Genomic DNA, 24,398 nt, shown 5'->3' with positions numbered 1-24,398 from the left:
ACCCGAGGCCCGCCCAGTGCGGGCCTCTTTCATTTCAACAGGATTGGCATGCACACCCTCGAACAACTGCGCAGCGGCGAACTGAAAGGCATCACCCGCCTTGATCTGTCGGCCAACCTGCGGGAACTGCCGCCAGAAGTGTTCGAGCTGGCGGACAGTCTGGAAATCCTCAATCTCTCCAACAACCAGCTCAGCGGCTTGCCGGATGACCTGCCCAGATTACGCAAGCTGCGCGTGCTGTTCTGTTCAGGCAACCCGTTCACTGAACTGCCGCCAGTGCTCGGCCAATGCCCACAACTGGAAATGGTCGGTTTCAAGTCCTGCCAGATTACGCAGGTATCGGCTAAAGCGCTGCCGCCGCGACTGCGCTGGCTGATCCTCACCGACAACCGCATTCGCCAGCTCCCCGATGAACTGGGCCGATGCGAACGCCTGCAAAAACTGATGCTGGCGGGCAACCAACTCAGTGAACTGCCTTCCAGCCTGAGCAACTGCAAAAACCTTGAGCTACTGCGCATCTCCGCCAATCAGTTACACAACCTGCCGGAATGGCTCGGCGAGCTGCCAAAACTAGCCTGGTTAGCATTTGCCGGTAATCCATTTACAGCCGCTTTGGAGACAACGCCAGCGGCTAGACACATTAAGCGCTGGGAACTTGAGTTTGCCGAGTTGCTCGGTCAGGGCGCTTCCGGAATCATCCATGCCGCTCAGTGGCAACCCGCAGGCAAGCCTGCCCAAGCCGTTGCGGTCAAACAATTCAAAGGTCAGATGACCAGCGACGGTCTGCCCCACTGCGAAATGGCCGCCTGCCTTAAAGCCGGTGAACACCCGAACCTGATCCGCGTTATCGGCGCGCTGCAAACGCAGCCAGATGAAGCTCCCGGCCTGGTGCTTGAGCGAATCCCCGACAGCTACACCAACCTCGCTGAGCCACCTTCACTGGCCAGCTGCAGCCGTGATTGCTACGAAGAACACGCCCAGTTCAGCCTTGAACGAGTACTGAACATCGCCCACAGCGCCGCTTCAGCCGCAGCTCACCTGCATCAACGTGGCATCCTGCATGGCGATCTTTACGGGCATAACCTGTTGGTTGAGCAGAACGGCCACACCCTGCTCGGCGACTTTGGTGCAGCGTCATTCTTTGAGCCCGACAGTGCCACAGGGCAAATACTGCAAGCCATCGAAACCCGGGCATTAGGCATTCTGCTGGAAGAGTTACTGCAACGCTGTCCCACTGCACCAACAGCCTTAATGCAGCTAAGCCATGCCTGCATGAGCGAAACTCAGCCGCGACCAACACTCAAGGCTGTGCTGCAAGCACTTAAAGCCTGAAAACAAAAACGCCGCCCTATGGCATAACCAAGGGCGGCGTTTTCGGGCATCAAAGCTTAGCGGTGCTCGCCTCGCAGCTCGCTGACTTTCTTCTGTAGAAACTCACGGTTCGCCAGCTCAGCCGGAATCGCCCGCCCCGCAACCAGAGTAATTCGCGACCAGAAGCGCTTGAAAAAGCCCTTCTTGGGATCACGGCTAAAGAAACTGCCCCACAACCCTTGCAGCGCCATCGGCACTACCGGTACTGGGTTTTCTTCAATAATGCGCTCAACGCCCGCCTTGAACTCGTCGATCTCACCATCAGCGGTCAACTTGCCCTCCGGGAAAATGCACACCACCTCCCCGTTACGTAGGTACTCAGCGATTTTGCGGAAGGCCGCATCGTAGATCAGCAAATCTTCCGAACGCCCGGCAATCGGCACGGTCCCGGCAGTACGGAAGATAAAGTTGAGCACCGGCAAGTTGTAGATTTTGTAGTACATGACAAAACGCACTGGCCGCCGGATCGCACCACCAATCAGCAGGGCATCGACAAAGGACACGTGGTTGCACACCAACACCGCTGCACCTTCATCAGGAATCGCTTCCAGATTCTTATGCTCAACCCGGTACATCGTATGGCTGAGCATCCAGATCAGGAAACGCATGGTGAATTCGGGGACGATCTTGAAGATGTAACTATTGACCGCGATGTTCATCAGCGAAACGGCCAGGAACAGCTGCGGGATCGACAGCTCGGCCACACTCAGGAACAGGATCGAGACAACCGCTGAAATCACCATAAACAGCGCATTAAGGATGTTGTTTGCCGCAATCACCCGCGCCCGTTCATGCTCGGCTGTACGCGACTGAATCAGCGCGTACAGCGGCACGATATAGAAACCGCCGAACAAGCCGATACCGGCAATCGAACCCAAAATCCACCAGGCTTGCGGCTCACTCAATACGGTCAGCCAGTCATGATCCACTGCGCCCTGCGGAAAGCCCGAAGCGTTCCACCAGAGCAATATGCCGAACAGGGTCAAGCCGAATGAGCCGAACGGCACCAGGCCGATTTCCACCTTGCGCCCACTCAGGCGCTCACACAGCACCGAACCCAAGGCGATACCCACCGAGAACACGGTAAGAATCAGGGTTACAACGCTTTCATCACCATGCAGCCACTCTTTGGCAAAAGCCGGTATCTGCGTCAGGTACACCGCACCGAGAAACCAGAACCAGGAGTTACCCACCAGCGAGCGCGATACGGCAGGCGTCTGGCGAAACCCGAGCTTCATGGTGCTCCAAGTCTGGCGGAAGATATTCCAGTCCAGTTTCAACTCCGGCAGCGCCGCCGGCGCACTGGGAATACCGCGACTGGTCAGATACCCCAGCACCGCGACCACCACCACAATTGTCGCCACAACCTCGGCGTAGTGACTGCCCGCCATGATGATGCCAGCACCAATCGTGCCGGTGAGAATCGCCAGAAAGGTGCCCATTTCCACCAGCGCGTTACCACCCACCAGCTCCTGTTCTTCAAGGTGCTGCGGCAGAATTGAGTACTTAACCGGACCGAACAGCGCCGACTGGGTACCCATGGCAAACAACGCACCCAGCATCAGCGGCAGATTGGACATCACCACGCCCGCAGCACCGACCGCCATGATGACGATTTCCAGCAATTTGATATTGCGGATCAGCGCATCCTTGGCGAACTTCTCACCGAACTGCCCACCAAGCGCCGAAAACAGGAAGAACGGCAGGATAAACAGCAAGGCACACAGGTTTACCAGCAAGTCCTTGTCTGCGGTGGTGGTGATCTTGAAGAGAATAGCCAGAATCAACGACTGCTTGAAAATGTTGTCGTTGAAAGCCCCGATAAACTGAGTCAGAAAAAATGGCAGAAAGCGTTTTTTACCCAACAAGGCAAATTGGGATGGCTCACTCATCGTTCTTATATCCTTGTCTGCAATGACTTGTGCTGATTTGACTGCGAGGCGGCGGATTAAGCCACACCTTACCTGACGGCCTCGATACACCCATAAACCGGTGCGCGAGAGCCGACTATAGCGAATCCCTGTGCGAGCTGTCGCACCCATGCCTGAAGTAATTAAGCAGCTTCATTTGAACGCACTGAGCTTGCTTATCTGCGTAATTCGCTTATTCCAAACCATTTCAAAGTGGGCGGTCTGAATCACCTCGGTGACACAACCCGGCGTCATCAATGCCCAACACAAATGGCCTATTCTGCGCACTGAACAGTAACGCAGGCCCGGCACGCCCTCCTCTCTGGCCTTAAGCCCAAGACCACGGCTGGCGCCGTAATCGTCAGGCGAATAGATGGCATCGCTTAAGGGCACCGCGCTTAGATCACGCATGCCCTGTTGATTGAAGGTGCACCTGAGCCCGCGAAATACAAAACGGTCGTAATGCAGGTCAGGCACTCGAGCCCAATAAAGCGCTTGGTGATGGCTCACTTCGGCAATCGCCGTTTCAATCTCGTCCGCGACGTACAGAACACCGAAGCGGCCATCACTGAACCGTGACCCTTCCGGGTTTACATGGGTGAATGGCCCTGTCGCGTAGTTGCAGCCCTTAATTCCGAACGGAATTTCTGCCCGTGGAATCAGCGACAAGTTGCCCAACTCCACCTGGATACGTGGATTGGTCAGCGCCTGCGCGTGATAGAGCACATCAAAGTCCTCAGCGCTGGCCACGTCATCAAACAACGAGGTGGGCGGGAACTTGGAGTTGATTAGGCGATACCCGCGTACGCTCGCCTCAGAAAGCACAGGAAGGCTTTCGAGCTTCACCAGCCCGCTCCACGCAACGCATCAATGCGCTTGTAGGTTTCATAGAGCGACACGAACTGGCCGCTGGACATGATTTCCAGCGGCGACTTACCGTTGAAGAACGGGTTGTGGTTCTTCATGTTCACAAAGCCGTATACGTTCTCCGGGTTATCAAACACGGTTCGCAGCGCCGCATGGCAGTTGAGGATGATGCTGGCGCGGCTGATTTGATCGCTGTCCAGATCAACAGGTTTGCCATTTTGTGCGCGCGCAAGTGTGCTGCGCGATACACGCAGAATTTTGCAAGCCAGCTCGGTCGTTGCCGCCCATTTCGCCAGGATATTCGCTGCCGCATTAAGCACTTTGCGGCAATCGTCCGTCGTGAAGGGGCGCTCTTGCAGTACAGCACTCATGTGCGATGCCCATCTGTATCTACAGACACAATAATAAGCCAAGTTAGGCTACAGACACAAATATGCGGCATATATACAGAAATATACAGAGGACGCCCAACTGCTCCGTCAATTCGGTGACGACACCGCGCACATCAACATGGAACCATCGTATTGAATAATTCCAACCACCACCGCACAGTAAGGCGTGCGTATACATCCGATTTGCAGCTCTGGACTCGATCACATGCCTGAAGCGTTTGACACACTTCTGAATTTCGCCAGCGCCCTGGCAGCTGGGCTGCTGATTGGTGCCGAACGCGGCTGGCAGAGCCGCAACAGTGATGATTCAAAACTGGTCGCCGGGATTCGCACCTTTGCCCTGAGCAGCCTGCTCGGCGCGTTTGCCATGCTGCTGGGCGATCACTTCGGCGTTGCAGGCTGGGCCGTGATCTTTGCCGGTTTTGCCGTATTGGTGGTGGCGTCTTATTTCGGCGAGATGAATAACAAAGGCGATGTCGGCCTGACTAGCGAGGTCGCACTACTGATTACCTTCCTCCTCGGCAGCCTGGCCATGGCCGGCTACGCAGGCGTAGCCGCGGCTGGTGCGGTTGCAGTAGCACTCTTACTGAGTCTGAAGCAGGTTTTGCATGGCGCACTGCAAAAGCTGTCCGAAGCTGAGCTGTCCGGCGCTCTCAAGCTGTTGTTTATTTCACTGGTACTGCTACCCGCTTTGCCCAACCAAGGCTACGGCCCCTGGGCGGCGTTTAACCCGTACGAGATGTGGTGGATGGTAGTACTGATCGCCAGCATCGGTTTTGCCGCCTATATAGCGATCCGCCTGGTGGGTACTCGCCACGGCCTGCTGATTACGGCGCTGCTCGGCGGAATGGTGTCGTCAACCGCTATGACCATCACCCTCGCCCGCTTGGCCCACGGCCGCAATCTCAATGCCATTCTTGCCTGCGGTTTGCTCGCCACGTCCGCCCTAATGTTCCCCCGCGTTTTGCTTGAGGTCGGACTGATTAACCGCAACCTGTTGCCTCAGCTGACCCGGCCGTTGTTGGTGGCCATGCTGGTGTACGCCGCAGGCGCGCTGTTTCACTACTTGCGAGCCAGTAAAGAAGTCAGCGAACAGGCTGAACCTCCGCTGAAAAACCCGTTTGAACTGGCCCCAGCATTACGTTTTGCCCTGTTACTCGGAGTGATTTTGCTGCTGGTCGAAGCGGCGCAGCACTGGCTGGGGGATGTCGGGGTTTACTTGGTCGCCCTGCTCTCAGGGCTGGCCGACGTGGATGCGATCACCCTATCGCTGGCCCGCAGCGCCCACGGCGAGTTAAGCAACAGCGTCGCAGTACAAGGCATCTTTCTCGCAGCGCTGAGCAACAGCTTGGTCAAAGGCGCTCTGATTGCACTGATTGGCGGGCGTCGCCTGGCCCTGGCGACGCTGCCGGTGATCACTGCAGGCTTGCTGGCCGGCGGTGCGATCTTGCTGGTGGAATGAGCGGCCCTCAGTCGTCTTCCGGCGACTCAAGCGCAGCCAGCCCAGAAGCCCGCTCCAGCAAATCCGGCGACAGACTCTTGCTGGCGCGCGCGCCAAGCAATTTGAGGTTTTCCACGCGATTGATGATATTGCCGCGCCCATCGCACAGTTTGTTGCGGGCCGCCGCATAGGCCTTATCCAGTTGCTGAACACGGCTGCCGACTTCATCGAGGTCCTGCACAAAGGCGACAAACTTGTCGTACAGCGCCCCGGCGCGCTCGGCGATTTCCCGGGCATTCTGACTTTGCCGCTCCTGCCGCCAGAGGCTATCGATCACCCGCAGCGTAGCCAGCAAGGTGGTCGGACTCACGATGACGATATGCTGATCGAAAGCCTCCTGAAACAATTCAGGATCAGCCTGCAAGGCCGCTGCAAAAGCGGCCTCAATCGGCACGAACAGCAGCACGAAATCCAGACTGTGCAGCCCCTCAAGACGCTGATAATCCTTGTGCGACAGGCCTTTAAGGTGGCTGCGCAGGGACAGTACATGCTGCTTTAGCGCTTGTTGTCGCCCGGCCTCATCCTCAGCGGCAATAAACTGCTGATAGGCCGTCAGACTGACTTTGGCATCCACCACCACCTGCTTATCGCCCGGCAACTGGATCAATACGTCAGGCTGGAAGCGCTCGCCTTCAGGGCTCTTCAGGCTGACCTGAGTCTGGTACTCGCGGCCCTTCTCCAGCCCGGCATGCTCAAGCACCCGCTCTAGCACCAACTCCCCCCAATTACCTTGGGTTTTCTGGCCTTTGAGGGCTCGGGTCAGGTTGGTGGCTTCATCACCCAATCGCTGGTTGAGCTGTTGCAGCCGCTCCAGCTCTTTGCCGAGGGAAAAACGCTCGCGAGCCTCCTGCTGGTAGCTCTCTTCCACGCGTTTTTCAAAGGACTGAATGCGCTCCTTGAGCGGATCAAGCAGCTGCACCAGCTGCTGCTGGCTGGTTTCGGCAAAGCGCTGCTCACGCTCATCAAAAATCTTCCCGGCCAGCTCGGCAAACTGAGCACGCAGTTCGTCACGGGCACTTTGCAGGTCATTAAGTCGCTGCTGATGACTGTCCTGCTGCTCTTTCAGCTCCGCACTGAGAGCCGCACGCTGAGCGTCGAGCTGACGGATTTCCGCTTCTTGACGGGCACGCTGATTCACCCATTCCTGCGCCGTCTCGCGGGCGACCTGACGCTCTTGCTGGAGCAGTTCGGCCTCACGACGCAAAGCGGCCAGTTCAGCCTGCTGATCCGCCTTGATCTCAGTGATAGCGGATAACTCGTCACGGCAGGCATCCAACTGCGCAGCCAGGCCATCCTGTGCAAGCTGGGCGTTACTCAGGCGCTCATCCAAGACACTGACCTGCGCCTGCTGAGCAGCAAGACGCCGTTGCAGGGACCAGGCAAAAGCAGCCAGTGGCAACGCAGCCAGGGCAAAACCGAGCACGGCTGGCAGAATCGCAGCAGACAGATCAATTGGCATACACAACTCCGCAGACAGATGGCGGCAGTATAACCAGCCGCACTGGCGGAATCAGAGCTGTTTAAGCAGTGCGCAGGCCTCGGTGCAACCCTGAGCGGCAGCCAATTCCAGCCAGTAACGCGCCTGCTGGGGTTCATTAGTGCGGGGATACCTGTAGAGCTGGCCTAACTCCAGCTGAGCCGAGCGATCACCTGCCCGCGCCGCCTGACGCAGCAGCTCAAAGCCCATACGTCGGTCTCGGGGGTTGCCACAGTCACGGCAGAGCAATTGGCCTAAGCGTCGCTGAGCTGGAATCAGGCCCTGCAACGCTGGCTGTTTAAGCAAACGACCAGCCAGGCGCTTGGTGCCCACCCGCTGCCCTAGGCTGCGGCTGTCAAGCATACGCAAGGCAAGCCAGGTGCTGAGGTGATGGAATCGAGTTACGGGGGCCGAAACAGGGCGGGGAATAACGCGAGGCATACAAAGTCTGGATGACCGAAAGGCGCGCAACTCTACTCCTTTTTTCAGCGCAGTAAAGACGTATTTCGCCCTGTAATCTGCGTCCTAGAGCCGCACCAAATCTAATCCACAGAAGCTGTGGATAAGTTTGTGGGTAACATGGGTGTAGTCGCCCTAACCCCTTATGGCATGGGGCCTAAGGTCAGTTTGATGATTTTTTCGCCAAAGAAAAAACTACATATTTTTCATTGACTTAGAAAGCCAGTTGGTATTGCTAGGCGCATATATCAAATATTCATCACCCAAACATGATCTGCATCATCAGTGTGCACAAGTTTGCCCAGCCTGCGACAAAAATGCCCTCATTCGAGGCACAAAAACCACCATCCATAATGCAAGAAGCACTCTCTAAACCAACCTTTAATTCGAAAGGGTTATTAACGCATCAGAGTGGTTCGACCAATGCAAACACCCTTGCTTATTACCCGGTAAGCCAGCGACTGCATTTCTACAGCGTGTTTAATGAGCGACCGCTCTTACTTCCCGTCCGTCGCTGTGGTGAGGCGCATTAATAACCAGGCCGTATTGCACACGACGGATTCTGGGTGCCACATGGTAGGCACCATCGTCATTGTGACGAAGATAAAGGCGCGCACACTTCCCGCACTGCCACAAAGTGCTCTGATTGTAGGGGTAATATCGTGGAGCTATGGGCGCCTCTGGCGACCAGTAAGTTGTACCGTGGGGATGGTATTCCTCAATGATTGCGTCTTCCGGTGAATATTTAGCCAGCGTGCCAATCTTTATGAAGCTGTCTTCATACAGACCAACAGGCCAACTGCCCCAGCCGACCAAATCATACCTAAGACACCCGCAGTCCCCTTTGACCGCCGAGGCCTCTCGAGCAAGACCAATAAGTGATTCCACATCAATAAACCGATCCATGATTTTGAGCATCCTGCAATTGCGCGCCAATGAAATAACTTAAACTCCGTACTCCTGAGAATCCCATAATCAGCCCCGAAGTTTCAGCCTGGCGACTTGCGGTACTTCCTCCAGAGCTTTTCATGAATCAGATACGCAACTGTGTTGCAGCTCGGCTCTATGAGTGCAACCAATCCACCAGCAAGGGCGTCTTTTGTGAGGATATAGGTGATGGTAAATGCGATAGAAAAATGAATAACGGCAAATGTTGCAGCCTTCATGATGTCCATTTCATGCCAACCTCTGCATCAACTTTAGGTAATCAACTGCCGCGCTAAATCCTCAAAATCCTCAGCAATAAAATCCCACCGCTCCTCCGCCTGCAAATCACTTTGCTGCCCTGGCCCAAATTCAGTCGCACGAGGAACAAAAGCTGTTTTAAACCCCAGAGAGCGCGCTTTCTTCAAGTCATAATTATGTGCGGCACAAAGAAGAATTTGTTCTGGATCGAGCCTGAGTAACTCACTGGCCCCGAGGTATATCTCCGTTTCGGGTTTGTAGCGCTTAAACACATCAGCGCTAAAAATTGCATCCCAGGGCAATGAAGCATGTCGCGCTACATCAATCATCAGCGACAAGTTGCCGTTGGTGAACGCCGCAAGAATGAAGTGGGGTTTTAACTGCCCCAACCCCTTCGTCACATCCGCCCAGGGCTCCAGCCGATGCCAAAATTCATTGACGCTCTCGACTTGGCTGTCCTCCAGCGCCAATCCATGTGCAGCCAGAATCTGCTTCAGGCTTTGCCGGTGTATACCATCAAGCTCAAGCCAGGGCAGCTTTGAATCACGCACAAGATCCAGCATGGCCCTGCTTTGTACCCGCCACTCATCGACAATTGCCTCACTGGAGAGCGAGATGCTCCGCAACTCATGCAGATTATTGAATTGGTTAATCAGACTTGAACGCCAGTCGACAACCGTCCCGAATACGTCAAACAAAATTGCCCGCACAGTGCCTTCCTCCATAAATGCCTGCCCGTCCTGACGCGGCCATTGCTCAGCCAGCTTTGAATTGCGCCTCCTCTCTTGCCAGATCAATCTTGCAGTGAAGGTTTCTTCAATTCTGAGCGGCTCCAGGCCGTTGTCAGCAGCGCCACAGTGGTCATAACAATGAGCACGATCCAACCAGGCGTGTAGCTGTTAGTCGTATCGACCAACAGCCCCAACAGCGGAGGTGCTGAAACAATTGCAACCTGATTGATTGCCATGGCGAGCCCCAGTGCAAAGCCGGTTTTATCGGGCGGAGCTGACTCGGCGACGTAGGCAACCCAAGGGCCATACCAGCCAAAACTGAAAAAGCCCAGGTAGGCAAACAGCCCGCCCAAAAACAGCGGGGATGCAGACGGCTCGGCTATCAACACCAGCAAGCCGGCGATCACGGCCACCATGCATACCAAGACCGGGAAATAGCGCCCCAAACGGCAACGGTCGCTCCAGGCAGCCAACAGAATGCGCCCTGCCACACCAGCACATTGGGCAATAAACAAAAAGACAGCAGCCTGCGTGATCGTAATACCCAGCGTGTCGTGCAGATAAAGCGCTGTGAAGACGAGGACCCCGTACTGCACAGAGATGAGGCTGACGCCCGAAGCCACGATGTTCCTCATGGAGGGCTCACGCAGCATTTGCAATCGGGAGGCCAGCACCTCTCTCAGTGGTATATCTGCAACGACAACCCTGCTCTGCTCCGGCGCTTGCCGGTAAAAAATAATAAAAATCACAGCCCCGAATAAGGCCACCAAACCACCGGCAAGAAACGACGACTGCCATCCCCACCGAGCAGCCATAAATGGCAGCAATGCCGCTGCCAACGCCCCACCCAAAGGCAGCCCAGCCTGACGTATTCCCATCGCAAAGCCGCGTTGAGAGGCGGCAAACCAGCGCGAAACCGATTTACTCCCGCCAGGCTGTGCCGTGCTGTATCCAGCACCAACAACGATCAGAAACAGCAGCAGAGACAGGTAACTGTATGCCGCTGTGGCCGCCATCAGCGCAAACGCAACAATCAGCGTCCCGATCCCTACTACCAGGCGTTCGCTGTACCTATCCAGCAACTCACCGGCCACAAGCAATCCAGCCACAGGTACCAGCTGGGCGGCCGAAACCAGCAACCCGATCTGCAAAGTCGTCAGATGCAGGCCATCCTGAATAAAGACGGCGATTGCACCAATCCCCTGCACAAAAAAACTGGCGCAGGCCTGAGCAAGCGTTGCAATGATCAGAATCACCCAGCGATAGCCCTGAGTGTGACGAGGCACAGCGTTTTGACTCATAGCAACCTCAGGCAATGGCGAGCGTGTGCTCAGGCTGCCCCAACGGATGTTGGCGCTGGGCGGTAAGGCAGCCATCACGCACGGCCTCCAGCCCCATACGGGTGAAAATCCGCTCTGGGTCCGTTTCAACCCGAGCGCCATTGGCCTGCAGCTCTTCAATGGCATAACTGAGCAATCGGACGTTATCGCTGATCTGAATTTCGCCGTGTTCGTCGACCTCATACGGCGTGTCTTCCATGCCAGTGCGCAGAACATCAACCTGGCTATCGGGCTGAGCCGCATAGGCTGCTAGCCGGCGCACTGCACACAGCTTCACGCCTTTGCGCGGGCCGACGTCTAACGCTTTAAAGTGCTCACTGGCATGGTGCGGCATAACAGCTGCGCCCACGGTAATCGTTACATGACGCAGCTTGCGTGAAGGATCGGCGATGTCGTACTCAAGGCTTTTAGCGGCATCAATCACCGCTTTGAATTCTGCGTACGTTTCAGGGAACGGAAGCCGTGGTGAGAAGCCGAACAGCAGGATGACATTCAACTGCCCAGAGCTGCCCAGCCTCATCTTCGGGTGTTCAACGGCAAAGCGCGTCATCGCATAACTACGGACCAACTGAACCCATTCCACCTCATGGAACAGGCCCAGTTTCTGTCGAGCCTGGATAGCATTGCGATAAACTTGAAACTGTATCAGCGGCGACGTGCTGCCATAATCCGCGCCCTTGCTGGTGGAGTTTGTGTTCAGCTGTGCCCGCTCAACCCTGACCGACGGGCTATAACGAGCAAGCGCTTTAAGAAACTCCGTACTGGAGGCGTAATCCAGAGTTAGCTTCTCTTCTTGCCTTTCCAGATCACAGATAATTTGCAGTTCAATGGCGGCCTGAATCGTCACAAAATGCGCGCCGCCCAAATGTAAGGGTATAGCGCACTGACTCACTCGCTCCCACTCGCCGAAGTGGCGAATGTTCTGCTGGACTTCACCGCCGTTACGGCTGGCACCGAAACTTATCAATACATCCTTGCACTGACTCTGAACACTGCGGCTGACCGCCTGATAGATGTGGTTATCGGTAGTCTGCTCGTGGGTTTCAGGATTACGCGCATGGTAGTGATAGTAGCGACAGCCCATCTCGTAGAGCTTCTTTGCTTCTGTAACAAGCTCTTGGTGAGAGGTCTTGATGGTGGTACCGGTGCAGATCTTGTCAAAAAGCTCATCTCCGGTAATGAGATGGTTGTCCGGTGTGAACTTCGCGCCCGTTGAGGCACACCCCAGAATCAATGACTTTTCACGCTGCGTATAGTCGTTCATTTCAACAATCTCCCTTTGCTGAGGAAACACTCGAAATATTGTTACTTGCTAATAACTAAATACTCCAAGCAACACCGCCCACGTGAATAAAATACACATAAAAACCTAATTAAATCGATGCAAAATAAGCAACATTAGTTGCAACAATATCAATCAGCCACAACCATTAACTGACTTGCAATTAAAAAAATAACCGTGCGATGCTTGAGGCATAAACGCTTGCGAGATCAGCAATATGCCGGATATCCGAAGTCTTGAAAATTTCATCGTTATTGCACGTCTGCGTAGCTTTTCCAAGGCTGCAGAGCACTGCAATATAACCACCTCCGGCCTGAGCAGACGCATTTCTTCTATTGAAGCCTGGCTGGGAACTAAAGTACTCAATCGTTCAAATCATCAACTTGAATTAACAGACGCCGGAAGAGACCTATTTGAAACGGCCGTACATATTGTTGAATCAATGGAACTTACCCGAAAGTCAATTCAGGAAAAACTAAAGCAACAGGACAATACAATCCGCATTGCCACGCCTCACATAATGTCCAGAGTATTTTTGCCCGAATGGCTGCCTCACATTCACCGGCAATTAGATGGCGTAAACCTATCCATTATTTCCGCCCATCTTCCCGAATGCCTCCAGGCACTTGAGGATGGCAAAGCAGACTTCGTACTCACCTTCGCCGATGCCTCCAATGGCATTCAGGCTCAGCTCGAAAAGCTCAACCTCGCCTCAGACCGTCCCAGTATTACGCTAGGCACAGAATCGCTGGTGGCCGTAAGCGCTCCAAACCTACTCTACGATGCTCAACATAAGCTGCACGCCAATGATCCTGCCGTGTCGTTTCTACCTTACAGCCCAGACTGCTCACTGGGTTGGGCATTGGAACGCTCACTGGCCGCAATGCCTGGCATTCCCACACTTAAACCGTCTCACAGCCATTCGATGGCGGACGGTATCCGCACCCTGGCCCTCAGCGGGCTTGGTCTTGCCTGGCTGCCCTTGAGTTGTGTACGCCAGGACCTTGAACTGAAGCGACTGGTGCGCGCTGGCAGAAGCGAATTCGATATTCCACTGGATATCCGCCTGGTGTGCTCCCCCGGCAAAATGGGCACAAGCGCCGAGGCCTTCTGGCAAGCCAATCTGGCTACCCACATTAATACCTGAACAGACGCCTCACAGGCTGTATCAAGCGAGCGCACTGAACTACCGCCCGCCAATATCAGCCACTAACTGTTCACTAATTACTTGCCACTACAGTTTTAAACTCCGCTGGATTCCAAATCGTATTTAGGCCATTTGCGGAACATCCGATGCTAAATCAAACAAATTATCTTAAGTGGCTGACACTCAGTTTCGTGTCGTTGCTGGCGGGAGTAATTCTGACAGTCATCGGTGCTCCAGCTTCCTTCATGCTCGGCGCTATGCTGGCAGCTATTGGCGTGACGACACGGGATTGGCAGCTGAAGTTGCCGGCTTCGCTGTCAAATCTCGCTCAAGCCATCATCGGCTGTCTGATTGGTGCCTCAATCACCCTGGATGTGCTGCCGCACACGGCCAATACCGCTTGGTTGTATGCAGGGATCACCGCTTCGGTGCTGATCATCAGCTTGGGCATCGGCGTTCTGGTCAGCCGCATTCAGGTACTTCCGGGCACCACCGGCATCTGGGGTTCGCTGCCAGGTGCAGCACCGATGATGATCATTCTGTCTGAACAGCACGGTGCCGATTCGCGTCTGGTTGCGTTTGTGCAATACACCCGCGTGGTGATGGTAGCGTTCGTGGCTGCCCTCGCGGTGGGAGTCTTCTCTGCTGATGGCGTACCAGCAGCAAGTGCAGCGAGCAACGCTTTCATCGGTTCCCTGGCCGAATTGGCTGGTGCCCTGCTGGTGGTGGCGGCCAGCCTGTTGCTTGCACGCCTGACTCCTAAGGCCTCGAATATCTTTATCAATGCCATTGTGCTGAGTTTCGCCTTAGGCAGCTCCGGGCTTTTGCCCACTCACCCACCTGTTTGGCTGCAGGCGCTGGGATTTGTGTTATTGGGCTGGAGCATTGGCTTACGCTTCACCCGCGAAGTTCGTCAGGCTGCGGCCAATGCGTTCGTCAAAGTCGTAGCGCTGTTAGTGGCCATGATTGCCTTATGCCTGATTCCAGCAGCCGTGTTAGTGCAGGTTTTCCATATCGATCCGCTGACAGCGTATTTGGCCAGCAGTCCCGGCGGGGTCGACTCCATTGCCATCATTGCTTCGGGCAGCCCGGTGGATATGGCCTTTGTCATCACCGCGCAGATGTTCCGCTTCATCATCGTGCTGTTGTTGGGCCCACACATAACCCGTTTTGTCGCGCATAAGTTCAGCCTCAGCCAGCCTCCCCGCTAACCGCTAAGTAAAAATCTGCTGTTCAGCGCTGTGTATACTCAAGCCACTTCACGGCGTCAGCAGTGCTACGCCAGACTGGTAACACCTATAAGGGAATCCGTGTTATGCAGGGCCGCCGCATCTGGCTGCGCGTTTCAGTGTGTGTGCTATTGCTGCTGTTATTGCTTGGTGCGGCCGCTTGGCTCGGAACGAGTCGCTGGCTGACTCAGCAACAGATCGAAGACCTCCACTGGCAGGGGTTTCGCGTTTCTTCCGCTGGGATAGGCCTGCAGCAGCTGTCCTTTACTCACCCAACGGCCAGCGTACAGCTGCAAGACCTGCTGATTGAGTGGCCAGACTTCAATCGACCTGCGCCCTGGGTGCGACGGATCAAGCTCCAGCAGCTTAGCCTCTCACTTGCCCAGTCCAGTACAACTGGAGAGTCACCGTCGACAGCGCTGAATGTGGCACAAACAGCAGGCTACGTCAGTCTGATACCTGCTCATCTGCAAATAGCGCAGCTGAATATTGACCTGCCCTGCGCGGAACAACGCTGCACCCTATCTGGCGTATTAAACGTCACCAATACCTCACGCTACTTGCCTGATCTCAATCTGGACCTCAGCGTTCAACTTACCCTGCAGCATGGCAACGATGAATTAGAGTGGAAGGCCCGCCTGCTGGGCGTGTACGTTGCTCCACATCTGCAGGTGGATCTGGCGATTAACCAGCAACCGCAAATGCTCCTGCTCACCAGCCTGGAACCCAAGCCCAATGGGCAGTTCTGGCATGTGCTGGTGAACGCAGATATTCAGCAAGCTGCCACGCTACACAGTTGGTTACGACAATGGCTGCCGACCTCAGCCCAACTGATAGCTCAGGCACCGCACAGTGCTCAGATCGAGTCCCAATTCAGCCTGCTGCTGCCAAACGGGCCGATCGCCTGGGCATCGTTGCAGCAAGCCTCTGGGACCCTCAGCGCCTACGCCAATCTGCCACAACCCTGGCCAATCCCAGCCCTGGGGCAAATTCAGGGTCAGCTTGATATAACTGCCAAGGCAGTAGATGGTCAGTGGCTGGCAGACAGCCTGAGCAGCAATCTGACCCTTAGCCAAATCACCAGCGAACTTAGCCAATCCCTGCCTGCCGGCCTACATCCGGACGCCGTGCAAATCAAACTCCAGCCCGTTCAGGCACCCACGCAGATTGCTGAACCGCTGCTTGGACGCGAGTTACCGGTCAGCGCTCAAATCATGGTCCAAGGTAAGTCCCCCTTGGTTTTGGACGGCACACTGATCCTCTCCAACAGCCTGCCTTGGGCTGTGCAACTGGTTGATACCACCCTGACCGCCAGCACCCCCGCTGTGGATTTTCAAGATCTAAACCTCAAAGGCCTCAAAGCGACACTAAAGCTGGACGGTTATGTGGACCAGAAGCAGTACCACATGGATCTGGCTAATACATCCAAACTCAGCGCCGAGCGCCTGCGCTACGGGCAGTGGCAGGCCGAGCAGGTGGACGCCAGCGGTTCGGACCTCACCCTGCAGGGACAGATTCCGCCAGTAGGCCCAATTTCCTGGCAAGCCCGCAGTACGCTAGCACTCACGGCAAAACCGCTGCACGAGCAATTAAAGCCACAACGCTGGTCCTGGCGCGGCCCCGTCACGCTCGACAATCAAGCCTTTGAGCTGTCCGGAACCCTGAGTAATGACGCCCAACTAAGCGCTAAAGTCGGCCTGCAACACAGCCTTACTAAAGGCCTGAGCCTCAACGCCCAGTTCAACGAAATGTTTTTACGTACTGGCAACCCGCTACAAGGTAGTTTCACCGCCTGGCCAGCGCTTCTGGAACTTAATAACGGACGCTTGAAAGGCACGGCGCAACTGCACCTGAAGCCCGCGCAAAACAGCCCAAACATCACCTTAAACTTCAGCGCCAAAGGCCTCAGCGGCGTCTATGACCGCACCCAGATTACCGGCTTGAGCGGCAACCCAAGCCTGCAGATCAACGCCAGCACCTTGCAGTTGGAGCTGCCCGATCTCACCCTCGAACAAGCCAACCCCGGCGTCCCTCTCGGCCCACTGCAGCTGCGTGGGCATTATCAGGCAGTTCTACAGGCACCAGACAAAGGCACCCTGAAACTGACAGAAGCTCACAGTGCCCTGATTGGCGGAGACCTGACACTGCCGGCCAATCAATGGGATCTGGCCAGCATCCCCCTGCTCTTCCCGTTCGAACTCAAAGGCCTGCAACTCGAACAGCTGTTCACCCTCTACCCCACAGAAGGCCTGGCCGGTACCGGCAGCATCGACGGCCGCTTGCCGCTGCAACTGAGCAGAGCTGGTTTCAGCATTGAACAAGGCTTCCTGGAAGCCCGCCAACCCGGCGGCCGCTTGCAATTCGACTCTGAGCGAATCCGCCAGCTGGGACGCAGCAATCCGGCTATGCAGCTGGTGACCCAATCACTGGAAGATTTTCAATTCAGCACACTCAACAGCCAGGTCAACTATGATCCTCAAGGCCAGCTGACACTGGGAATTCGCCTCGAAGGACAAAATCCGGCGATTGAGAAAGGCCGCCCCATTCACTTCAATATCAATCTGCAGGAGGACATCCCAACCTTGCTGGCCAGCCTGCAACTGAGCGATAAAGTCAGCGAAATTATCCAGCAACGCGTGCAACAGCGCCTGCTGCAACGTAATGCCGAGAACAAGCCTAAAACCGCAGCGCCCGAATAACGGGGTTATCGACAAGGAGACGTGACATGCGCTTGCACCACTATCTGGCCATTTTGCTGCTGGGCCTGCTCAGCACGGCCTGTACGCCCACGGTGCAGTTGGCGATGCCCAACGAGCCGATAAATATCAACCTAAACGTGAAGGTTGAGCACGAGATTTATATCAAGGTCGATAAAGCGCTGGACAATGTGTTCAGTGAATCCAGTGGACTGTTCTAAGGAGCCCCCGCATGAACATTTTTCAACGTCTTGCCAGCCTGACACTGCTGCTAGCCCTGAGTTTACCGGCGGCCGCCCTCTCCCTTAATGACGCCATGTCGGCCTTAGGCGATGCCAAAGCCAACGGCCAGCTCGGCGAGATGCCCACTGGCTATCTGGGCGTGGTTAAACCCGGCGGCCAGGCTGCCGATATTGCCAAGCTGATCAACGATGCGCGCCGTGCTGAATACCAGAAACTGGCGGCACAGAACGGCATCAAACTCAGCGATGTGGAAGCGATTGCCGGACAAAAGGCCATCGACAAAACCCCAGCCGGGCAGTACATCCATATTCAGGGTCAATGGCAACGCAAGTAACGGATATTCTGGCGCTACAGGCCCGACGCGGTGCAGCAGTGACGAGGACAGACTGCTGCACCTTATAACGTCATCACGCTGAGATCGGCACAACCGTTACGAGGCCCGTCCAATGCCAGTCACCCATGTAAGCCACGATAACGAGTCACACACCCTGACATTTATCGCCGAGTTCGCAGCCCCACGCGAACGCCTTTGGCAAATCTATGCCGACCCGCGTCAGCTGGAAAAAATCTGGGGCCCACCCAGCTACCCGGCAACGTTTGTAGACCATGATTTGAGCCCCGGAGGCCGTGTCACCTACTACATGACCGGGCAAGAAGGCGCCAGACACGCGGGCTACTGGGAAATCACCGAAGTCGACGAGCCCAACAGTTTTACATTTATAGACGGCTTTGCAGACGAGAATCTCAATCCCGTCTCAACCCTGCCCGTCTCCACCAACCGTTTTAGCTTCGAGCAACGTGGCGCACAGACTGTGCTGACATTCCACAGCACCTATGCCAGCGTAGCGGACCTGCAGCAAGTGCTGGATATGGGGGTTGTTGAAGGCGCAACCAGCGCAATCAACCAAATTGACGAATTTATTGCCTCCTGAACGATCACGCCTGAGCCTAGCGGGGCGCAGGCGTATTCGCCGGGTTTAGCTTGTAACGGACCAGTTCATCCCGTGTCAGTACCCGCATACGGCTGGGCTGGGTACTTAGCATCAGCTCAAGCAGGCCCATCGGCATGCCCATTTCACGGAAGTAAGTGGTTGGGCTGTAACGCGGGCCGTCGTTGCGGCTAACAGAATGAATCGAATCGCTGCCGGCATAGTAAGGTTTGTGCACCCCAACATGCCCCCGTACACGCTTACTCACCCCAGCAACCAGGATGTAAACACAGCTGCCCTGGCAGACCGCATTTGAAGGCACCAGTGTTTCGAACCCGGTTTCCCGCAGCAGCCGTCCCAACTTCATTGCTTCAGCGACATTGCCGCCAATACTGTCGAGAATGGCGATTTTGCGCTGATACTTTCCGGGATGTTCGCGAATCCCCTTTAGTAAGGTTTCATAATCCCCCAGCGCGATGTCCTCAGACACCTTGGCCAGCAGCATCATGCCCCGAGTCTTATCCATGCCAGACTGCACTTCGACTTTGGCCATCACACCACTTGAACCGCAAACAACAGCCACCGCTAGCAACAGTTGTAGAACCAGACGACGCATAGGGCAGTAAAATCCTTTAGCAAATCAGCAGGATGGCAACGATACCGCGAGCGCGGTAATCACGCATAATCTGCTGCACTGTTTGCAATATCAACTCGCAGCCTTTTTCGGCTCAAGTGAGAACACCGTGAGCGCACTTTTCCAGATTCAATCCCGCAGCCCTGAAACCTATCGCCAGCAAACACGCCGCAGCACCTTGACGATTGCGGTCATTTTTATTGCCCTGGCCATGCTGCTGTCCAGCAGCGCCGTGATGCTTTTCGGAACCGAAGGCGGCGACAACTTTCGCTGGAACTTGGGCGGGGTACTAGCAGCCCTTGCAGCCACTTTCGCCTTTGTACGGATTGTTCTGTGGCAACAACCCTTCATGGCGGAGGCAGCCTACGGCTGGAACCTGAAACGCAGCCTGATGCGCATTACCAATGTCATGCACCACGTCAAAGCTGGTGTTGGTGCGCGGAATGAAACTGCAATGAAGCTGTTGCGTTTCTACCACTTGGGCGTAACTCAGATGCATCAGCTCGATGGCAACTCCAGCGCTCTGAGCGAAATGGTCAAGGAGATTGATCAGCACAGGGAACGGATGGAGGAGATGAATCTGGATATCAACCAGCCAGCGATTTATCAGCAATGGCTGGATGAAGTGAAAGCCATCCCGGCCCAGCGCAGCTGACTCATCGTAGAATCCATAAAAAGACGCCGGGCCGCCCCTTTACCAGCCCGGCGTAAGTTCATGTTTGAAACTATTGCGGCTCTACGGCTTTCCACACCTTGCCATCGGAGATGTAGCTCAGCTGCTGGCCCTTATTGACGCTGAGCACAGAGCCATTTACGTGGAGTAAGGACTCGTTACTGGCGCGATGATCAACAAAAATCGACTTCCATTTATGCTGCGCAGGGCTGGGGAAATGGATGTTCGGAGCCCAACTGGATTTGCCCAGGCGGACCACAACCTCGTGGGTGTCACTCAGGCTATTGGTGATGACCTGAGCCCCGAGATCCGTGTTATGAACAACATGTACTCGTTTCACCTCAAGTGAAGCGACGGTTCCCAAATTATTGATGCTGTTAATACAGGCATTCTTGTTACAGGCAGCCTGGACCACAAAGTTGTCATCGCAGTTACCGTAAGTCTTAATGCTCTGCTTAGCCCTTACCCCATCCCCGGCTGCAGGGTTGAAGAATGTTGAGCTTTGCGCCTCGATAGCGCTGCAGGAAGAAAACTGCCCATTCCCCTGAGAATACTCTTCAACAAAGCCTGATGACGAATTAAGGTCACCGAAAGTTTCCGGTAGTTCAATAATGCCTATTACTTTCGTTTGACCTGTCATCTGATCATTGACGAGCCCCTTAACTAAATTTCCTTCTTTAACCACTTGCAACTTGTATACATGCCCGACTCTCCATGGATACTCGATATCACACTGAACGCCTGATCCCTCATGTGAGAAATGCCGGCAATTACCCTCCTTCCAGCCTTTAGCCTTCCAGATTGAATAGTTAAAAGCATGGACACCATTGCCCCGGTTCTGCAAACCGATATATCCGCCATCGCCACCTTTGAAGTGGAACTGATTGGCCCAGAAGTAATGAGCTTTAACTCCGCCGTCATTGCCAATTTGCTGATAGAACGTCATCTTTCTATAGGCCTCACCGCTAGGCCATTGATGGCTAAGCGAGACAATACCCCCAGCCACTACCGCATGACTCAGAGGACTCAGCAACATCAGGCCTGGCAGCAGCATTTGGGCAATTGATAATTTCACAAACTCTCCTCGTTTAAATTGCAACCATTGTGCAGTGCCAAGCTTCGGTTTGCTGAAACTTAAATCACCGCAGCTAAATATGATTTTTAGTTTTATATTTCAGCCTGCGTTCGCTTATTAATTAAAAAACGAAGCAGCACAATGGTCACCAAGGCAAGAGCCAAGCTGAATGAGGATTTTCTTACGGATGAAAATTAGAACAAATACGAGCCCGTACAAAAGCCATTAAAAAAGAAAACGGCTTTAAATATAATTAATTAGCCACGCATATTAAACAACCTGTGACAGCTAAGTATCCTGCAACAACTGCGTCAGTACCGCTCTCAGCTTGCCCGGTTTGACCGGTTTGTTGAGCAGTGGCAAACCCATGCTCTGCAAAATTCGCCGGCATTGATCACTGCGGTCAGCGGTGATCATCGCACCGGGAATTTCACGGGCGAAATGGTCTCTCAAGTGATGGATGACATCGCAGCCCAGAACGCCCTGATCCAGATGATAGTCAGCCAATATCAACTCTGGGGCCTGTCCGTTTAGCACGTCCAGTGCCCCGGCCAGATCAGTCGCGGTCAGCACTTTGCAGCCCCATTGCTCCAACAACGCAGTCATGCTGTGCAAAATGCTTTGCTCGTTATCCAGCACCAGCAAACGCCGGCCAGGCAGCGGATCACCAAGAGTCGGCAGAGGAGCACGAACGGCGGCAGTGTTCTGGACGCGAACGACCTTAGCCAGCGGCACCCGAATACTGAAAATTGAGCCTCTGCCCACCTGCGAACGCACAGTGATCGGGCACTGCAAAATCCGCGCGATGCGATCGACAATGGCCAGCCCCAGGCCCACGCCTTTGCGATCAGATGCCCGCTCCACATTGAGCTGGCTGAACTCCAGGAAAACAGCATCGAGCTGATCCTCCGGGATACCGCGGCCGCTGTCCCAAACCTGCAACTCAACAAACTCCCCACGCTTTCGCGTACCGAGAACGATACCGCCGGCATCCGTGTAGCGGCAGGCATTGCTGAGGAAGTTGCGCAGAATACGGGTGAGCAGACGCAGATCAGTGCGGATATACAGTTTGCTACTGCGCACACGCAAATTCAGTCCCGCAGCCTCGGCCACAGGCTGAAACTCCGAGGCTAGCGGTGCCAATACCTCATTCAGGCTGTAAGTATCGATATCGGCCTTGATTGCGGACTGATCGAGGCGGGAAATTTCCAGCAAATCCGTCAACAGATCTTCAGCCCCTTCAAGGGCCTGATGACTGCGCTCAACCAGATTCTTTTCACTTGCAGGAAGATCACGCTCGCGCAACGTGGAGATCAGCAAGCGGGCCGCATTGAGCGGTTGCAGCAGGTCATGACTGGCGGCAGCCAGATACTTGTCTTTGCTGTTATTGGCTTCTTCAGCTGCGTCTCGGGCCACCCGCAGGGCCTTTTCAATCTGCTTGCGCTCGACAATCTGCTGGAGCAGGTTGCGGTTCGCCTCCTCCAGCTCTCGGGTACGGACTGCAACTCGCTGCTCAAGCTCGTCATTTAGCTGCTGCAAGCGCTGCTGGGCCTGCTTACGCTCGGTAATATCGGCGACAAAGCCTTCGAGCACACCGCCTTCATCAGGCTTGATCAGCAGGTTCATCAGCACATCGATGACGCTGCCATCACGCCGGCGCAGCTGGGTCTCGTATCCAAACAGGCCAGGCTCACGCAGCAATATGTCGCGGATGCTTTTCAGCTCCCGCGCGCCGCCGACGAACAAGTACTTTGCCAGCCCGCTCATGGACCACAGCACCTCTTGCGGGTCTTCGTAGCCAAGCATACGCGCCAGCGCTGGGTTTGCAGCCAGCAGACCATCCTGCAAATTGGCCTGAAAAATGCCATGTACAGCATGCTCGAACAGCCATTTGTAGCGGTTACGCTCTGTTTCCAACTCTCCCAGACGTGCCAGCAACTCGGGGTAATGACTCTTGCGTGAGGAGTTGCTACTCAGGCCGAGCAAACCGGCCAGCGCTTCGTTCTGCCTGGTGTTTGAGGGGTCAGAGTGCCTCGGCATACACGACCTCAACGTCCTTTTGAGTTGACTCACGGGGGTTAGTCAAAATGCACGGATCTTCCATGGCATGACGCGACAGGAACGGAATGTCCGACATGGAAACGCCATGCAACTTGAGCGTTTCGTTGAAGCCGACTGAGTGTTTGAAATCAATCAGGTGCTGGACAAGACGCTGGCGGATTTCGTTGTGATTAAGCCCACGACCATCGATGCCCAGGGTTTCAGCAACCATGCGGAAGCGCTCAGGCGCAGCGCTGTAGTTGAATGCCACCACATGCTCAACCAACGCCGCGTTGCACATGCCATGGGGTAAATCGAGGAAGCCGCCGAGGCTATGTGACATCGCATGCACAGCCCCGAGAATCGCGTTGGAAAATGCCAGACCAGCCTGCATGCTGCCGAGCATGATCTTTTCACGCAGCGCAATATCGTGAGGATTGGCGATCATCTGCACCAAATTGCCGTTGATCAGGCGCATAGCTTCGAGCGCATGGGTATCCGTCAGCGGACCGCTGCCGGTGGAAACGAATGCTTCAATAGCGTGGACCAGTGCGTCAATGCCGGTACAGGCAGAGAGAAACGGGTCCATGCTCAGGGTGGTTTCCGGGTCGATCAGCGAGACGTCCGGCACCACGGCCTTGCTGACGATAGAGAACTTCATGCGCTCTTGCTGATTAGAGATGATCACAAACTGCGACACATCTGCAGAAGTACCGGCGGTGGTCGGGATCAGGATCAGCGGCGGACTGGGCACGCGGATCGTGTCCACCCCTTCAAACTCAAGAATACTGCGCCCGTGGGCAACGACGATGCCGATGCCTTTGGCACAGTCCATTGGACTGCCCCCGCCAATGGCGACAATGCCATTGCAGTTATTGGCGCGATAGAGCTCAGCGCCATGCATAACCTCTTCAACGCGGGGGTTTGGGGAAACTTCTGTATAGAGACAGTATTCGATGCCCTGCGCTTGCAGGCTGGCTTCGATATCAGCGACCCAACCAGCTGCGACTACGCCAGGATCAGATACCAACAGTACCTTACGTGCACCAAAATTACTGACGTAATTGGCGACGTTGTGGCGGCATCCTGCGCCAAAAATAATTTCAGGCGATACGAATTTGCGTAACGAGGTGAGGTGCTGGCTCATACTACGGCCTATTTTTGTTGTTATGTATTAAGTGCCGCAAGCCTACTCAATTTGTAACTTTATGCAATTG

General features: G+C 55.0%; 22 protein-coding genes. 9 read left to right on the top strand and 13 right to left on the bottom strand.

Annotated elements, in window-relative coordinates; genetic code table 11:
• The first annotated feature begins 48 nt into the window (after positions 1-48).
• Positions 49-1,332, top strand: a complete 1,284-nt coding sequence (locus AO726_RS13380; protein ID WP_058068557.1) for a leucine-rich repeat-containing protein kinase family protein — start codon at positions 49-51, stop codon at positions 1,330-1,332.
• 56 nt (positions 1,333-1,388) lie between these two features.
• Here the strand turns inward: AO726_RS13380 and AO726_RS13375 are convergent, their stop codons facing one another.
• The 3 genes from AO726_RS13375 to AO726_RS13365 all read right to left on the bottom strand — a co-directional run bounded on the left by AO726_RS13375 (position 1,389) and on the right by AO726_RS13365 (position 4,519).
• Complete coding sequence (locus AO726_RS13375) at positions 1,389-3,263, bottom strand: MFS transporter (protein WP_058068556.1); 1,875 nt, start codon at positions 3,261-3,263, stop codon at positions 1,389-1,391.
• Positions 3,264-3,434: 171 nt separating this feature from the next.
• Positions 3,435-4,130 carry an RES family NAD+ phosphorylase gene (locus AO726_RS13370; protein WP_058068555.1) on the bottom strand — a complete coding sequence of 232 codons (696 nt, stop codon included), beginning with the start codon at positions 4,128-4,130 and terminating at the stop codon, positions 3,435-3,437.
• Positions 4,124-4,519, bottom strand: a complete 396-nt coding sequence (locus AO726_RS13365; protein ID WP_058068554.1) for an antitoxin Xre/MbcA/ParS toxin-binding domain-containing protein — start codon at positions 4,517-4,519, stop codon at positions 4,124-4,126. Before AO726_RS13365 ends, AO726_RS13370 begins: the two co-directional genes overlap by 7 nt.
• Before the next feature lie 226 nt (positions 4,520-4,745).
• Here AO726_RS13365 and AO726_RS13360 point away from each other — a divergent pair, with 226 nt between their 5' ends.
• A complete protein-coding gene (locus AO726_RS13360; protein ID WP_058068553.1) occupies positions 4,746-6,002 on the top strand; it encodes an MgtC/SapB family protein in 1,257 nt (418 codons plus the stop codon).
• Positions 6,003-6,009: 7 nt separating this feature from the next.
• On the opposite strand, the gene rmuC is transcribed toward AO726_RS13360, so the two are convergent.
• The 6 genes from rmuC to AO726_RS13325 form a co-directional block, all read right to left on the bottom strand.
• Positions 6,010-7,500 (bottom strand): DNA recombination protein RmuC, encoded by a 1,491-nt coding sequence (gene rmuC, locus AO726_RS13355; RefSeq protein WP_058068552.1) that lies wholly within the window; start codon positions 7,498-7,500, stop codon positions 6,010-6,012.
• A gap of 51 nt (positions 7,501-7,551) precedes the next feature.
• Positions 7,552-7,959, bottom strand: coding sequence for a tetratricopeptide repeat protein (locus AO726_RS13350; RefSeq protein ID WP_058068551.1), 408 nt, complete (start codon positions 7,957-7,959; stop codon positions 7,552-7,554).
• A 1,007-nt stretch (positions 7,960-8,966) separates the two neighbouring features.
• Complete coding sequence (locus tag AO726_RS13340; protein ID WP_241492109.1) at positions 8,967-9,152, bottom strand: DUF2061 domain-containing protein; 186 nt, start codon at positions 9,150-9,152, stop codon at positions 8,967-8,969.
• Positions 9,153-9,176: 24 nt separating this feature from the next.
• The gene (locus AO726_RS13335) at positions 9,177-9,887 is read right to left on the bottom strand and encodes a haloacid dehalogenase type II (protein ID WP_241492108.1); all 711 of its coding nucleotides are present in this window, start codon (positions 9,885-9,887) and stop codon (positions 9,177-9,179) included.
• 68 nt (positions 9,888-9,955) lie between these two features.
• The gene (locus tag AO726_RS13330; RefSeq protein WP_058068835.1) at positions 9,956-11,194 is read right to left on the bottom strand and encodes an MFS transporter; all 1,239 of its coding nucleotides are present in this window, start codon (positions 11,192-11,194) and stop codon (positions 9,956-9,958) included.
• Between the two features lie 7 nt (positions 11,195-11,201).
• On the bottom strand, positions 11,202-12,497 hold the full coding sequence (locus tag AO726_RS13325) for a 3-keto-5-aminohexanoate cleavage protein (protein WP_058068550.1): 1,296 nt from the start codon (positions 12,495-12,497) through the stop codon (positions 11,202-11,204).
• Positions 12,498-12,732: 235 nt separating this feature from the next.
• On the opposite strand from AO726_RS13325, the gene AO726_RS13320 reads away from it, so the two are divergent.
• The 6 genes from AO726_RS13320 (at position 12,733) to AO726_RS13295 (ending at position 18,762) form a co-directional block, all read left to right on the top strand.
• Positions 12,733-13,662: a LysR family transcriptional regulator gene (locus tag AO726_RS13320; protein ID WP_082629130.1), complete on the top strand. Its 930-nt coding sequence runs from the start codon at positions 12,733-12,735 to the stop codon at positions 13,660-13,662.
• Between the two features lie 146 nt (positions 13,663-13,808).
• Complete coding sequence (locus tag AO726_RS13315; protein ID WP_058068548.1) at positions 13,809-14,873, top strand: AbrB family transcriptional regulator; 1,065 nt, start codon at positions 13,809-13,811, stop codon at positions 14,871-14,873.
• 104 nt (positions 14,874-14,977) lie between these two features.
• Complete coding sequence (locus tag AO726_RS13310; RefSeq protein WP_058068547.1) at positions 14,978-17,590, top strand: intermembrane phospholipid transport protein YdbH family protein; 2,613 nt, start codon at positions 14,978-14,980, stop codon at positions 17,588-17,590.
• A 26-nt stretch (positions 17,591-17,616) separates the two neighbouring features.
• The gene (locus AO726_RS13305; RefSeq protein ID WP_058068546.1) at positions 17,617-17,808 is read left to right on the top strand and encodes a YnbE family lipoprotein; all 192 of its coding nucleotides are present in this window, start codon (positions 17,617-17,619) and stop codon (positions 17,806-17,808) included.
• A gap of 11 nt (positions 17,809-17,819) precedes the next feature.
• The gene (locus AO726_RS13300; RefSeq protein ID WP_058068545.1) at positions 17,820-18,164 is read left to right on the top strand and encodes a YdbL family protein; all 345 of its coding nucleotides are present in this window, start codon (positions 17,820-17,822) and stop codon (positions 18,162-18,164) included.
• A 112-nt stretch (positions 18,165-18,276) separates the two neighbouring features.
• Positions 18,277-18,762 (top strand): SRPBCC family protein, encoded by a 486-nt coding sequence (locus tag AO726_RS13295; protein WP_058068544.1) that lies wholly within the window; start codon positions 18,277-18,279, stop codon positions 18,760-18,762.
• A gap of 16 nt (positions 18,763-18,778) precedes the next feature.
• Here AO726_RS13295 and AO726_RS13290 read toward each other — a convergent pair whose 3' ends face one another.
• A complete protein-coding gene (locus AO726_RS13290; RefSeq protein WP_058068543.1) occupies positions 18,779-19,375 on the bottom strand; it encodes a COG3904 family protein in 597 nt (198 codons plus the stop codon).
• Positions 19,376-19,502: 127 nt separating this feature from the next.
• Here AO726_RS13290 and AO726_RS13285 point away from each other — a divergent pair, with 127 nt between their 5' ends.
• Positions 19,503-20,048, top strand: coding sequence for a DUF3087 family protein (locus tag AO726_RS13285; RefSeq protein ID WP_058068542.1), 546 nt, complete (start codon positions 19,503-19,505; stop codon positions 20,046-20,048).
• Between the two features lie 70 nt (positions 20,049-20,118).
• On the opposite strand, the gene AO726_RS13280 is transcribed toward AO726_RS13285, so the two are convergent.
• The 3 genes from AO726_RS13280 to ercA all read right to left on the bottom strand — a co-directional run bounded on the left by AO726_RS13280 (position 20,119) and on the right by ercA (position 24,328).
• The gene (locus tag AO726_RS13280; RefSeq protein WP_152987288.1) at positions 20,119-21,141 is read right to left on the bottom strand and encodes a DUF3472 domain-containing protein; all 1,023 of its coding nucleotides are present in this window, start codon (positions 21,139-21,141) and stop codon (positions 20,119-20,121) included.
• Between the two features lie 288 nt (positions 21,142-21,429).
• Entirely contained in the window at positions 21,430-23,181 is a 1,752-nt protein-coding gene (locus AO726_RS13275) for a PAS domain-containing hybrid sensor histidine kinase/response regulator (protein ID WP_058068540.1), read from the bottom strand.
• On the bottom strand, positions 23,165-24,328 hold the full coding sequence (gene ercA, locus AO726_RS13270) for an alcohol dehydrogenase-like regulatory protein ErcA (protein WP_058068539.1): 1,164 nt from the start codon (positions 24,326-24,328) through the stop codon (positions 23,165-23,167). Before ercA ends, AO726_RS13275 begins: the two co-directional genes overlap by 17 nt.
• Positions 24,329-24,398 lie beyond the last annotated feature (70 nt).

Source organism: Pseudomonas sp. TTU2014-080ASC, assembly GCF_001446935.1.
Taxonomy (GTDB): domain Bacteria; phylum Pseudomonadota; class Gammaproteobacteria; order Pseudomonadales; family Pseudomonadaceae; genus Aquipseudomonas.
Note: the sequence above shows the minus strand (reverse complement) of the source record. Positions and strands in the feature narration are given on the sequence as shown.